The 14,119-nt window shown below is 62.9% G+C and carries 11 protein-coding genes; all 11 read right to left on the bottom strand.

The genetic code is table 11. The annotated features are described in order from the left end of the window. Positions 1-165: 165 nt before the first annotated feature. The 11 genes from OCK01_RS19065 to OCK01_RS19015 all read right to left on the bottom strand — a co-directional run bounded on the left by OCK01_RS19065 (position 166) and on the right by OCK01_RS19015 (position 14,119). Complete coding sequence (locus OCK01_RS19065; protein ID WP_263825295.1) at positions 166-3,318, bottom strand: efflux RND transporter permease subunit; 3,153 nt, start codon at positions 3,316-3,318, stop codon at positions 166-168. A gap of 26 nt (positions 3,319-3,344) precedes the next feature. Continuing rightward, positions 3,345-4,472 (bottom strand): efflux RND transporter periplasmic adaptor subunit, encoded by a 1,128-nt coding sequence (locus tag OCK01_RS19060; protein ID WP_263825294.1) that lies wholly within the window; start codon positions 4,470-4,472, stop codon positions 3,345-3,347. 15 nt (positions 4,473-4,487) lie between these two features. After that, positions 4,488-5,093 (bottom strand): TetR family transcriptional regulator, encoded by a 606-nt coding sequence (locus OCK01_RS19055; RefSeq protein ID WP_263825293.1) that lies wholly within the window; start codon positions 5,091-5,093, stop codon positions 4,488-4,490. Positions 5,094-5,259: 166 nt separating this feature from the next. Beyond that, a complete protein-coding gene (locus OCK01_RS19050; RefSeq protein ID WP_263825292.1) occupies positions 5,260-5,589 on the bottom strand; it encodes an L-rhamnose mutarotase in 330 nt (109 codons plus the stop codon). A gap of 11 nt (positions 5,590-5,600) precedes the next feature. Then, the gene (locus OCK01_RS19045; RefSeq protein ID WP_263825291.1) at positions 5,601-6,710 is read right to left on the bottom strand and encodes a mandelate racemase/muconate lactonizing enzyme family protein; all 1,110 of its coding nucleotides are present in this window, start codon (positions 6,708-6,710) and stop codon (positions 5,601-5,603) included. Positions 6,711-6,713: 3 nt separating this feature from the next. Continuing rightward, positions 6,714-7,811: an ABC transporter ATP-binding protein gene (locus OCK01_RS19040; RefSeq protein WP_182829653.1), complete on the bottom strand. Its 1,098-nt coding sequence runs from the start codon at positions 7,809-7,811 to the stop codon at positions 6,714-6,716. 3 nt (positions 7,812-7,814) lie between these two features. Further along, a complete protein-coding gene (locus tag OCK01_RS19035) occupies positions 7,815-8,681 on the bottom strand; it encodes a carbohydrate ABC transporter permease (protein WP_263825290.1) in 867 nt (288 codons plus the stop codon). Between the two features lie 2 nt (positions 8,682-8,683). Next, on the bottom strand, positions 8,684-9,580 hold the full coding sequence (locus OCK01_RS19030; protein WP_263825289.1) for a carbohydrate ABC transporter permease: 897 nt from the start codon (positions 9,578-9,580) through the stop codon (positions 8,684-8,686). A gap of 78 nt (positions 9,581-9,658) precedes the next feature. Then, positions 9,659-10,978 carry a sugar ABC transporter substrate-binding protein gene (locus OCK01_RS19025; RefSeq protein ID WP_412179037.1) on the bottom strand — a complete coding sequence of 440 codons (1,320 nt, stop codon included), beginning with the start codon at positions 10,976-10,978 and terminating at the stop codon, positions 9,659-9,661. A gap of 345 nt (positions 10,979-11,323) precedes the next feature. Next, complete coding sequence (locus OCK01_RS19020) at positions 11,324-12,802, bottom strand: aldehyde dehydrogenase family protein (RefSeq protein ID WP_263825288.1); 1,479 nt, start codon at positions 12,800-12,802, stop codon at positions 11,324-11,326. Between the two features lie 18 nt (positions 12,803-12,820). Next, a complete protein-coding gene (locus OCK01_RS19015) occupies positions 12,821-14,119 on the bottom strand; it encodes a glycosyltransferase (protein ID WP_263825287.1) in 1,299 nt (432 codons plus the stop codon).

The raw sequence follows: 14,119 nt of genomic DNA, 5'->3' as shown, positions 1-14,119 counted from the left end.
ACGAATGCGGGGGAAAAGACATGCCTGCCCCTGTTGGCGCCATGACATTCGTCAACTCAACTCTGGAAACGGCTTGTTGAGGCGGAAATTTTTGATCTTGGTAAAAAATTGGTTTTTAACGAATTTAGAGCGGCCTGAAAATTTTAGGCCGCTCCTTGCAATGCTTTACTCTGCAGCCTGCGGCAACGGCTCAGGAAGATGGTGGACCTGATCTGCTGCAGCTTTCGTCTCCGGTTCCGCTTTAGCGCCGCTGTCCTTCTTCGCCCGGCCGAAGAACAGCGCATAGCCAGCCGGCAGCACGAAGATGGTCAGAAGCGTGGCGACCAGGATGCCGCCCATCATGGCGTAAGCGAGCGGACCCCAGAACACGCCGCGGGAGATCGGGATCAGCGCGAGCACCGCGGTCAACGCTGTCAGCGTGATCGGCCGGAAACGCCTGACGGCGGCGCCGATAATCGCTTCGGATCGCTCCATTCCGGCGGCGATATCCTGGTCGATCTGGTCGACGAGAATGATCGAATTGCGGATGATGATGCCGAGCAGCGCGATGACGCCGAGGATGGCGACGAAGCCAAACGGCGCGCCGCTGATCAGAAGCGCGGCGGCGGCGCCGATGATGCCCAGCGGGCCAGTGGCGAGCACCAACATCGCCTTGCCGAAATGCTGCAGCTGGATCATCAGCAGCACCACGATGACGGCGAGCATGATCGGCGCCTTAGCGGCGATCGAGGCCTGGCTTTCGGCGGAATCCTCGGGCCCGCCCTGGATTTCGACCCGATAGCCGGCCGGCAGCGCAGCGCGCAGATCGGCCATGCCGGCATACATGGCGGTCACCACGTCATTGGCTTGGACGTCGTCGGGCAGCGTGGCGCGCACGGTGATCGTCGGCAGGCGGTCGCGACGCCATTCGATGCCCTGCTCCATGACCGGTTCGACCTTGGCGATCTGCGACAGCGGCACGAAGGTTCCGAGATCCGTGGGAATGGAGACCGAGGCGACAGCCGAAAGCAGCTTGCGATTGGCTTCGGGCTCGCGGGCGACGATCGACACCGTCTCTTCGCCATCTCTGAAGTCGTCGAGCGGCGCGCCGGACATCGTCGCCTGCAGCATCTGGCGGATGCGCTGTGAGGTGACGCCGAGCGCGCGGGCGCGATCCTGGTCGACGACCAGTTTCATGGCGGCCACCGGCTCCAGCCAGTCGTCATGCACGGCGCCGAGCTGCGGATTGGCGTAGAACCGTTCCTTGACCTGATCGGCGATGCGGCGGACCTCGGCTCTATCCGGACCCATCACCCGCATCTGCACGGGCCAGCCGGTCGGCGGGCCGAGGAACAGGCGATCGACCTTGCCGCGGATCGAGGGGAAGTCGTTGGCGAGAATGCCGCGCAGCTTGGCGATCAACCGCTCGCGGGCTGGCTCGTCATTCGCCATCACCAGAAGCTGGGCGTAGTTCGGATTGCGGAGCTGCTGGTCGAGCGGCAGGAAGAAGCGCGGCGCGCCTTCGCCGATATAGGTGGCGACGAATTTCTTGTCTTTGTCGTCGGCGATCTTGGCTTCGAGCAATTTCGCCTGACGCTCCACTTCCGTTATGCTCGCGCCCTCGGGCAGCCAGAGATCGACGAGGATTTCCGGTCGTGACGATTGCGGGAAGAAGTTTTTCGGGATGAACTGGAAGGCCCAGAGGCTCGCGCCGAAGGTGAGAAGCGTCAGCATCAGCACGATCGCCTTGTAGCGCACGGCCCAGGCGACAGTATGGTGGAGCCCGCGATAGAAGCGGGTGTCGAACACATCCTTGTGCTCGCCGGCATGCGCCCGCTGCTTGAGGATCATGTGCCCGAGCCAGGGCGTGAAGTAGACGGCGACGAACCAGGAGAGCACCAGCGCGATGCCGACGACATAGAACAGCGAGCGCACATATTCGCCGGCGGTGGATTCGGCGAAGCCGACGGGGATGAAGCCGGCGGTGGTGATCAGCGTGCCGGTCAGCATCGGGAAGGCGGTGGAGGAATAGGCGAAGCTCGCCGCCTCCAGTTTCGGCAGCCCTTCCTCGAGTTTCCGCTCCATCAGCTCCACCACGATCATGGCGTCGTCGACCAAGAGGCCGAGCGCGATGATCAACGCGCCGAGCGAGATGCGCTGCAGGTCTATCCCGAGCTCGTACATCACGCCGAAGGTCGCGGCCAGCACCAGCGGAATGGTGATGGCGATGACGATGCCCGAACGCCAGCCGATCGACAGGAAGGAGACGACCAGCACGATTACCAGCGCTTCACCGAGCGCCTTCATGAATTCGCCGACGGCTTCGGTGACGACATGCGGCTGGTTGGCGATCTGGTCGACCTCGACGCCATAGGGCAGGGAGGCCTCGAAACGCTTGTAGGTCTCCTCAACCTGCGCACCGACGTCGGTGACCTTGAAGCCCTTGCTCATGACCACGCCGACCTGGACGCTTTCGGCGCCGTTAAAGCGGAACTTGCGTTGGACGGGATCTTCGAGACCCTGATAGACGGTGGCGATGTCGCCGAGGCGGGTAACCTCGCTGCCCGCGCGGAGGCGGAGTTCACGAATGGCGGCGACGCGATCGACCGCGCCATCGACGGAAATCCGCACGGATCTCAGGCCCGTATCGACAGTCCCGGATGGATCGACGCCGTTCTGGCCCTTCAACGCATTCTGGATATCGGTGAGCGTCAGCCCGCGTTCGGCGAGCGCCTTGGAGGAAATGTCGATATAGATCTTCTCCGGCTGGTCGCCGAGAATGACGGCTTTTTCGACGCCCGGCGTCGTCAGCAGCATGTCGCGGGCCTGGATGGCGAAAGCCTTGAGCTCGGGATAGGAATAGCCGTCGCCGCTCAGCGAATGCAGCGTGATGTAGGTGTCGCCGAATTCGTCGTTGAAATAGGGGCCGAGCAATCCCGACGGCAATTCACTGGCGATATCGCCGACTTTCTTGCGCGCCTGATAGAAGGACTCGGCGACATCGGCTCCCGTCGTGTCACCCTCGATCTGCAGGGTGATGATGGCGCTGCCGGCGCGGGTGTAGGATTTCACCCAGTCGAGGTGTGGCGTCTCCTGGAGCTTGCGCTCGATCTTGTTGACGACCTGATCCTGCATCTCCTGGATCGATGCGCCCGGCCACACGGCCTGGACCACCATCACGCGGAAGGTGAAGTCGGGATCTTCCTTCTGGCCCATATTGAGCAGGCCGAACACGCCGGTCAGCAGAATGAGGCCGAACAGGAAGCGCGCGATGCTCGGATGGCCGATGGCCCAGCGCGACAGGTTGAACTTTTCCTTCTCGGGGGAAGTCGTCTGCATGGCCGGGCTCCGTCTGGATAACAGGATCAGTTGAGGATGTTTTCAGCCAGCGCCCCGACATCGGGAAGCTTCACGGTCAGATTTTCGCGCATGAACTGGGTGCCGGCCGCCACCACGAGATCGCCCGCTTTGAGCCCGGAAATGACGCCGACGCCATCGGCGGTGAATGCGCCGACTTCCACGGGACGGGCATGCACGGTCGCCTTGGCAGGATCGACCGTCCAGACGATCTTGGCCCCGTCCTTCTCTGCCAATGCGGTCAGCGGCACGGCGTATTCGGCGGCGTCGGCATGGGTCTCCGCCTCGATCATCGCGGTCATGCCGATGAGCACATGATCATCGGCCGGCAGGCTGACGCGGACCGAAAAAGTGCGGGATTGCGGATCGGCGCTGCCGGACACTTCGCGCACCTTGCCGGTCAGCGCCAGCGCGGTGTCCGCCCAGAAGCTGGCCTTGACTGTCTTGCCGGGGCTGAATTCGGAAATCTCGGTTTCCGGCACGGCGATCTGCACTTCCTTTTCGTCATCGGCGACGACGGTGAGCACGGCGGCGCCGGCGCTCACGACCTGGCCGCGATCGGCGCTGACGGCGGAGACGATGCCGTCGCGATCCGATGTCAGTTCGGCATAGGCGAGCTGGTTTTTCGCCTGTTCGAGCGCGGACTGCGCGGCGGTGCGGGTGGCGGCGGCCTGATCATAGCTGAGCTGCGCCTGCTCAACCTGCGCCTTGGGCACCGCTTTCTGGGCGAACAGCGTCTCGGCGCGGCGTATCGCGAGATCGGCGGTTTCCAGCGCCTTTTGAGCCGAACGCAGATCGGCTTCCGCCGATTGCACTGCGAGCTGGTAATCGGTGGGATCGAGACGGGCGAGCACCTCGCCCTTCTTCACCCGGTCGCCGATATCCGCCTTGCGCTCGATCAGCTTGCCGGCCACCCGGAAACCGAGATTCATCTCGGTGCGGGATTTGACGGAGCCGGAATAGGAGAGGGTGCGGGTGGTCGCGGCGGGCGCGATCTCCACGACTTTCACCGGTCGGATCACGGCTGCGGGAGCCTCGGCCTTTTCCTCGGCGCAGCCTGTGAGCAGGCCGGAGCCGATCGCGAGACCGGCGAGAAGAACGGATGTCCTGATGCGCATGCGGTTCGGCGTGTTCATGGATGCCTCCGGTCCTTACTTGAGCGCGGCGAGCGCAAATTCGACGAGTTGATCGGGCGTCGCCCGGTTGGTTTTGGCCAGGCATTGCGCCACCATCTGCGGATGACAGAGTATGACGGTCGCCCCGCCGAAGCAGCGGGCGGCGATGTCGGGATCCTGGTCGCGGAATTCGCCGGCCTCGACGCCCTGCCGGATCGTGTCGGCCAGGAGATCGTGCAGGCGGTTGATATGCTGGTCGATCACGTGCCAGTCGCGCTCCAGCGCCACCACCACCATTTCATGCACCTTCTCCTGGTCGAGCATGGTCTCGACCGTCAGGCGATGCTGCGCATGACCCCACTGCCGCAAGCGCTCGGTCGCGCTGATCGGCTGCGACAGGATCTGCCGGGACATCTCATAGGAGCCCATCAGCATCCGCCCGCAGATCGCCTGGTGGATTTCGACCTTCGAGGTGAAGAAGCGGTAGATATTGGCGGGAGACATGCCGAGATCGCGGGCGATGTCGGCCACATTGGTCTTGGCGTAGCCGTAATGGCGGAACAGCCGCTCCGCCGCATCGAGAATGCGGGTAACGGTTTCGCTGCGCTGAGCATCCTGCAGAACTTCAGGTGTATCGATCACGGCTGACGGCTTTCGAATAATGTATGACGAAATATGTAAATCGTCAGTATTCAGAATTCAAGCCGTTGTCAATGGACGATCCGCCGAGGTCGAGACGGCGGCTCTGTAACGCAACAAAAAACCCGCCGGTGGAGCGGCGGGTGGAAGTGTGCTGGCTTTAGAGGGGTCAGTCGTGGTGGAAGACCTCGTCCATCGACGCCCACCATTCCCCATCCTTTCGCGTGTCGAGCGGCTTCTGGCAGGGCATGCAGACCGCCCACCAATCCTGCGTGACGGGATCGGCGGCCATGATCTTCATGTCGGCGTCGAAATCCTCGCCGTGATATTCGAAATAAGAGAAGAGCAGGTTTTCCGGCTCCTTGAGAAAGATCGAATAATTGCGGATGTGGCACGCGGTGATCATCGTCAACACATCGGGCCAGACGGCGGCATGCAGACGTTTGTATTCCTCGATTTTCTCGGCGTTGAGACCGATCACCATTCCCATCCGCTGCATGCTGTCCTCCCTCAGGCGATGACGCTGTTGAAGTCGGAAATAGCCCGGCGGCGGATTTCCTGCCAGTCCCAGTCGATCCCGAGGCCCGGCGCGGATGGAGCGATCGCCATGCCGCTTTCTATCTTCATCTTCTCGCCGGTGATCTCGTCGAGTTGAGGAATATATTCGACATATTTGCCGTTCGGAACCGCGCAAGCGAGGCTGACATGCAGTTCCATTAGGAAATGCGGGCAGATCGGGATGTTATACGCTTCTGCCGCGTGCGCGACCTTGAGCCAGGGCGTGATGCCGCCGATGCGGCCGACATCGACCTGGACGATCGAGCAGGCGCCGCGCTGCATATATTCCCGGAAATGCCGGATGGAATAGAGTGACTCCCCGATCGCGATCGGCGTTGAAGTCGAGTTAGACAGCCTGACATGGCCGTCGATATCGTCGGCGGCCAGGGGCTCCTCGATCCAGGCGAGATCGAGATCGGCGAGGCGGCCGGAGCGGCGGACGGCTTCGTCGAGACCGAATCCCTGATTGGCGTCGGTCATGATTTCATATCCGTCGCCGAGGGCGGCGCGCATGGCCTCCAACCTTTCGACGTCTTCTGCCGCCCGCGGTTTACCGATCTTCACCTTCGAGCCGGTAAAGCCTTTTTCACGCGCGGCCAAAGCATCTTCGACCAGCGCCTGCTTGTCGATATGCAGCCAGCCGCCCTCAGTAGTGTAAAGCGGCCGTCTGTCAGAGGCGCCGCCGGCGAGTTTCCAGAGCGGCAGCCCCATCTTCCGGGCGCGGAGATCCCAGAGCGTCGTGTCGATGGCGGCGAGCGCGATGGCGGTGATCGCGCCGATCGTGGTGGCGTGGGTGTAGAATTCGAGATCGCGCCAGATCGCCTCGATCCGGTCGGCGTCCTGGCCGATGATGCGCGGCGCGAGGTGGTCGGCGAGAAGCCTCATCACCGAGGAGCCGCCGGTGCCGATCGTGTAACTATAGCCCGCGCCCGTCGCGCCATCGCTGTCGGTGATGATGACGATGGGCGTTTCCTGGCTGACAAAGCTCTGGATCGCGTCGGTGCGTTTCACCTTCGGCGCGAGATCGACCATCAGCAGTTCGACTTTTTCGATTTTCGCCATGGTTTAGACCCTCAGGCTCGCGCCGGTTGCTGCATCGAAAAGATGCGCCTGCGACAGATCTACGCTCATGGCGATCACGTCGCCGGATCGGAGCGTGCGCGGATTGAGCATGCGCGCCACCCATTCCTTGCCGGCGAAGGTCACGAAGACCAGCGTCTCGTTGCCCAACGGCTCGGTGATCGACACCGGCAGTTCGAGAGCCGCGACTTCATGGGCTTCTCCCGAATGCAGGCCGTGGCCGGCGGGGTAGAAATCATCGGGGCGGATGCCGAACACCACCTTCTGGCCCGGCTGCAGCTTGTCGCGGAAGGCCTGTGGAATGGGCAGCGCATCGCCGTTGGCGAAAACGAGCCGGCCCTGATCCACCGTCGCCTCGACCAGATTCATCGGCGGCGAGCCGATGAAGCCGGCGACGAAGCGGCTTGCCGGGCGCTTGAACACGTCTTCGGGCGTGCCGGCCTGTTCGATGCGGCCGTCGCGCATGATGACGATGCGATCGGCAAGCGTCATCGCCTCGACCTGATCATGGGTGACATAGATGACCGTCGACTGCACTTTTGCGTGGAGTTTCTTGATCTCGGTGCGCATCTGGGTGCGAAGCTTGGCGTCCAGATTGGACAGCGGCTCGTCGAACAGGAAGACTTCCGGGTGGCGCACGATGGCGCGGCCCATGGCGACGCGCTGGCGCTGGCCGCCTGAAAGCTGCGCCGGTCGCCGCTCCAGCAGCGCCTCCAGATCAAGAGTCTTGGCGGCGTCGGCGACGCGGGCGGCGATCTCGTCCTTGGAGGCGCCGGCGATCTTGAGCGAAAAGCCCATATTCTCCGCCACCGTCATATGCGGATAGAGCGCATAGGACTGGAACACCATGGAGATATTGCGGGCGCGCGGCGGCAGGTCGTTGACCACCTTGCCGCCGATTTCGATCTCGCCGCCGGAAATATCCTCCAAGCCGGCGATCATGCGCAGCGTCGTCGACTTGCCGCAGCCGGAGGGGCCGACCAGCGCGATGAATTCGCGATCGGCGACATCGAGATTGATGCCATGGACGATTTCGAAGGCGCCGTAGCGCTTGACGAGGTTTCTGAGTGTGACGGGAGCCATGATTTACCCTTTGACCGCGCCGGATGTCAGGCCGGAGACGAGATGTTTCTGGACGGCGAAGGTGAGCGCCAGCGCCGGCAGGATCATCACCACGGCCAGCGCGCACATGCCGCGCCAGTCGATGGTGAATTCCGCCGTGTAATCGAGCAGCCCGACCGGCAGGGTCTTGGAATTGACCGAGCGGGTGAGGTTCGAGGCGAGCGCGAACTCGTTCCAGGAGGTGAGAAAGGCGAAGATGCCGGCGGACGCGATGCCGGGTCCGGCAAGCGGGAACTCGACTTGCCAGAAGGCCTGCCAGCGCGTGCAGCCGTCGATCTGGGCCGCTTCGGCGAGGTCTTTCGGCACCTGGCGGAAGAAGCCGTCGATCAGCCAGATCGTGAAGGGCACGTTGAGCGCCACATAAGCGAGGATCAGGCCCATATGCGTGTCGAGCAGGCCGAGCTTGGCGTAGACGAAGAACAGCGGCAGCGACAGCGCGATGCCCGGAACTGTGCGGGTCAGCATCAGGCCGAGAAACCAGCCGGCCTTGCCCCTGAAGGAAAAGCGCGCAAAGGCGTAGCCGCCGGAAATGCCGATGGCGAGCGCGATCACCGTCGAGGTGATCGAGATGATCAGCGAATTGCGGAAGTAATCGATGACGGGAATGCCGCCCTTGCCGACGCCGGAGAACATCGCGACATAGGCGTCGAAGGAGATTTCGCTGGGGATCCAGACCGGCGGCTTGGCCATGATTTCCACGGTCGGCCGGAGCGAGGACAGCACGATCCAGAAACCGGGGAGGCAGATGACCATCATCGCCAGGAAGAGGCCGATGAGATGCGCGGCCTTGAGGAGACGGCGGCGGATGCGATGGCTTGCATTGACGTCCATGATCACCACTCCGTCCCGACCTGGGCGCGGGCAAGCGCGAGTTTCTTGTAAAAATAGACCGTGAAGACGATCGACAGCAGGATCGAGAAATAGGCCATGGCGTTGGCCATCCCCATCTTGGCGTCGGCATAGGCCGTGCGCGAGACCAGCGTCCAGAGAAGCTCGGTGCGCTTGGCGGGGCCGCCATCGGTCATGATCTTGACGATGTCATAGGCGCGCGCCACGTCGAGCGAACGGATGGTCATGGCGATGAAAGCGAAGGGCATCACGAAGGGCCAGGTGACATAACGAAAAGTCTGCCAGGGCGTGCAGCCGTCGACCTTGGCCGCCTCGATCGGCTCCTTGGGCATGGCGAGCAGGCCGGCCAGGATGAGGATCGCGAAGACGGAGGTGGAGGACCAGACTTCCGCCACCACGATCGAGAAGAAGGCGAGTTGGCCGTCGATCAGCCATGGAATGGCCCGATCGGTCAGCCCTAAGGATTGCAGGGCATTGTTCACCAGGCCGACATTGTCGTTGAACATGAATTTGAACTGGAAGCCGACCAGCAGCGGCGAAAACATCATCGGCAGCATCATCAGCGTACGCAGGATGCGCTGGCCGGAAACGGCCTTCTCCACCAGCATGGCCAGCCCGAGGCCCAGCAGCATTTCGAGATTGAGCGCCACGGTGAGCAGCAGCACTGTTCTTCCGAAAGCCGTCCAGAATTCGAGGTCGGCCAGCAGCCGCGTATAATTGCGGAAGCCGATGAACACCCAGAACGTGTCCGGCTTGGTCAGCCGGAAGGGCGTGAAGCTCGAATAAAAGGACAAAAGCAGGGGCGCGATCACCACGGCCGCCAGCACGATCACGGCCGGCAGCAGCAGAAGAACGGGCGCCGAAAGTTTAAAACCTCTCATGCGAGGGCTCCGGCCGATATGCGTGACAATAAGGGAGAGGCGCGGCCGCGTGGAGGCGGCCGCGCCTGTCGATGACGCTTAGAGAGCGCCGGCGTCTTCGAGGATGGCCACAGCCTTGGCGGCGGCGTCGTCGAGCGCCTGCTTGGAGGTCTTGTCGCCGAGAATGGCGGCCTGGAGCTCCGGATAGACGGCGTTGGAGATCTCGATCCACTGCGCGGTCTGCGGCACCGGGAAAGCGTGCTTGGCGGCTTCCTGGAAAGCGGTCAGCACTTCCTTCTTGTAGGGATCGCTCGCGGCTTGGGCCACATCCCATTCCCAGACGGCGGTGCGGGTCGGCAAGGGACCTGCGGCGGCTTCGAGCTTCTGGCTGTCCTCGTTGGTCAGGAACCAGACCAGCGAGGCGGCCGCATCCTTGTTGGCGCAGGATTCGGTCACCGAGAAGCCGTGATGGCCAGACCAGCCAGTGCGGATGCCGGCGGAGCCCATCGGCTGCACCTTCACGCCGACATTGCCGGCGACCTTGGAGGACTTGGGATCGTTGAAGAAGGTCGCCCAGCCCGGCCAATCGAGATTGAGCGCCACCGTGCCCGAAGCGAAGCCCTGGCCGAGATCGTCCCAGAGATAGTTGGTCGTGCCGGCCGGAACCGCCTTGTCCTTATACATGCGCACGAACCAGTCGAGCGCGCGCACGCCGGCGTCGGAGTTGAAGGCCGGCTTGCCGTCTGCACCGAGATACTGGCCGCCTTCGGCAACCAGCATTTCATAGAAGCGGCCGTTGATCGCCTCTTCCTTGCCGGCGAACTGGGTGCCGTAGAAATCCGGCGGGCTAGCGAAGAACTCCGCCTGATCGGCGAGATCGGCCCAGGTGTCGGGCGGGGTCAGATCGCGACCGTATTTTTCCTTGAAGGCCTTCTTCTTGGCTTCGTCCTGATAAAGGCTCTTCTGGTAGTAGAGTGCCGAGACGTCGAACTGAGCGCGCGGCAGCATCACCAGCTTGCCGCCCAGCGTCGAGGCCTTGATATTGGCCGGCACGAAGGCGTCGATTTCTTCCTTCGGCAGCAGCGCGCCGAGATCGGTGTAGATATCGGGATATTGGGGCGCGAAGGACGAGTGGTTCGAACCCACGCACCAGGTCACGCTGCTCGACGCGATGTCGGACTTGATTTCCTTGTCGAGCTCGAAGTGGTTCTTCTTCGAGAGAATATTGACCTTGGCTCCGGTCGCCTTCTCCCATTCGCCGATCCGGGCGTACAGCGCCTCGTATTGCTGACCGCCGATCAGCTTGGCGTCGATCGTAACGCCCTCGAACTTGCCCGGCAGATCCGCGGCCTGGGCGAAGCCGCCCAGCAACATCAAGGAGACGACTCCGGCGGAGACGCCGGACAGCAATTTCACCATGACTTCCTCCCAGTTTGACAATGGCGGTCCCCTCCGGACCCGGCCCATCAAACCCTCACCCATGAAGGTTTCATTTATATGTAAACAGTGAATCCGACTTGCGTCAAGCTGCGATTGTGTTTTCGGAACAAATGGGCGCCGAGTACGCGTCGGCGCTCCGTCAGAGCCGCCGGCGTCGACGGCCAAACTGTTTGATTGATGCGACGGGGTCTTGAGGATGTTGATGAGATTGGGACGTCGCAGCGACAACGGACGGCGTATGGCTGGCTTGCACTGGTGCAAGGCGCGCAAAGAAAATGGCCCGGTCGAGAGGGCCGGGCCATGTTGAAGGCAGGAGAGATCGGATCAGGACTTCAGATACCAGCCCCAGGTTTCGGATTTGTCGAAGCTGGTGATCTGCTTCGTCTCCAGGTAGTTCTCCAGCCCCCAGCGGCCCAGTTCGCGGCCGATGCCGGACTGTTTGTAGCCGCCCCAGGGCGCTTCAGTGAAGGTCGGCTGCGAGCAGTTGACCCAAACGATTCCGGCGCGGAAAGCGCGCGCCACGCGTTCGCAGCGATCGAGATCATCCGACATCACCGCAGCAGCGAGGCCGAAGCGGCTGTCATTGGCCATGCGGATCGCGTCCGCCTCGTCTTTGAACGGCTTGACGCAGACGACGGGTCCGAAGATCTCCTCACGCCACAGGCTGTTGTCCTCGGAAAGATCGGTGATGATGGTGGGCTCAAGGAAATGGCCTCTTTCGAAAGACGCCGGCGGCTTGCCGCCCGTGGCGACGATGGCGCCTTCCGCCACACCCTGTTCGATCATGGCGAGGATCTTGTCTCGCTGGCCCTTGGAGACGAGCGGGCCGAGCAGCACGCCCTCAGTGAGGCCGTCGCCCATGGTGATCCTCTGCGTCTCCTCGGTCAGTCGCGCCAGCAAGGGCGGATAGAGGCTTTCTTCGACGAGCACCCGCGAGGTCGCCGAGCAGACCTGTCCCTGGTTCCAGAAAATGCCGAACATGATCCATTCGACGGCCTTGTCGATGTCGCAATCAGCGAAGACGACGAAGGGTGATTTGCCGCCGAGTTCGAGGCTGACATTCTTGATGTCGCGCGCCGCCGTCGCCATGATCTTGGAACCGGTCGGAACCGAGCCGGTGAAAGCGAGCTTGTCGACGCCGGGATGTTCCGACAGCGGCTGACCGGCGTCGGCCCCAAAGCCAGTGACGATGTTGAGCACGCCAGCGGGAAGGCCAACCTCCTCGGCGAGCGCCCCGAGTTCAAGGGCGGTGAGCGGCGTCAGTTCCGACGGCTTCAGCACCATGGCGCAACCCGCCGCCAAAGCAGGCGCGACTTTCCAGGCGGCCATCAGCAGCGGATAGTTCCAGGGGATGATCGCGCCGGCGACGCCGATCGGCTCGCGGACGACCTTTGACGTGAAGCGGGCGTCGCCGAGCGGAATGGCTTCCTCGGGATGGGCGTCCAGCTGTTCGGCGAGACCGGCATAAAAGGCGAAACAGCCGGCGGCGTCCTCGATGTCCCAAACCGCCTCGGGCAGCGGCTTGCCGTTATCCATCACCTCGATCCGGGCGAGTTCCTGTTTCCGTTCGAGGATTTTCTCCGAGATGGCGCGCAAGTAACGGGCGCGCTCGGCGCCGGTCATGCGCGGCCAGGGGCCTGTGTCGAAGGCGCGGCGCGCGGCCTTCACCGCGAGATCGATATCGCCGGCGCCGCCGGCCGGGGCGGTGGCGAATTCTTGTTCGGTGGCCGGATTGATCACCGGAAATGCGCCGCCGCCGAGCGGGGCGACCCATTGGCCGTCGATGAAGAGCTTGTCGCGCATGAAGCCTCCCTGAAGAAGTCAGCGCCGCGCCGCGCGCGTCGCCTTGGTGTCGCTGATGGTGTCGAGGATACGGCGGGCGGCGAGCGTAGCGCCGGAATGGGCCTGCATGGTCGCGGCGTTCGCCTTGAGGCGCGCCTGCATCTCATCATTGCCGATCAAGCGCAGGATCGCGCCCGAGAGATCTTGGGAAGACCAGTCGTAACGGTCGAGCTTTTCACCCACCTGGGTTTCTTCTGCGCGGCGGGCATTGTCATGGCCGTCCCAGCAATAGGGCATGACCAGCGACGGCACGCCGAAATAAAGCGCCTCGCAGAAGCTGTTGTTGCCGCCGTGATGGATAAACAGGCTGGATTGACGCACGACGGAGGGCTGCGGAAACCAGCTGTCGACATAGACATTATCAGGCACGTCGGAATAGTCATCGCGCCAGGGTCCAGCATTGACCAGGAAGCGGCAGGGCAGATCGGCGAAGACGTCGATCATCCGCTTCATCATCTCGACATCCATGGCCCCGAGTGAGCCGAAACTGACCAGCGCCAAGGGCGCGTCGTTATGGCTGGCGAAGCGTGGCGGCGTATAATCCACCTCGCGGCGGACGCAGCCGTCGAGAAAGACAAAGCGCTTGGGATCAAGGGGGCTCTTCCGCTCCCGGCGGATGATCTCCGGCGCCAATAGCAGATTGAGCCAGGGCGAGGGGTCGAGGAACGAGGGCGCAGGCGGCGGCTTGACGCCGCATTCGCTGAGAAAGGACGCGAAACGGCGATGCGCCGGCGCCGTCACTTTGGCATAGGTGCGGGCATAGACGTCCCAGCTTTCGTCAGGTCCGCCGCCCAGGCCCGAGAGATAGGGCGGCACCAGATCGTCGGCGATCTCGGTCTCGGCGCATGAGACGATCCTGATCCAGGGCACGCCGGCGGTGGCTATGGCCGGAAACATCACCACATTGTCGAGCACGATCGCATCCGGTTTCAGCCGCGCCAGCAATTGGCGCAAGGGCTCTTCGGCCTTCACGGCGGTGTCGACGATCGCGTCCCAGGTCGGTCCCACATAACTGGTCAGCTGTTCATAAGGCGATTGCCGGAATGCGTCCTGATGGCGGGCGATGAAGTCGGTCCAGTCGGTCGCATCGCTCCCGTCGTCGCTGCCCAGCTGATATTCGGCGAAGCCGTATTCGGCAAACACGCCGCGAAAGCCGGGATGACAGATGAAGACCGGATTGGCGCCCATGTCTCTCAACGTCTGCGCCACGCCGACGCAATTGAGCGCCGCGCCGAAGCTGGCTTCAGGAAACAGGGCGATTGTTTTTGCTGCGCTCAT

It is taken from the genome of Rhizobium sp. TRM95796, assembly GCF_025779995.1.
Lineage (GTDB): Bacteria > Pseudomonadota > Alphaproteobacteria > Rhizobiales > Rhizobiaceae > Rhizobium_E.
The sequence above is the reverse complement of the archived record's forward strand: the minus strand, read 5'-3'. Positions and strand labels throughout refer to the sequence as shown.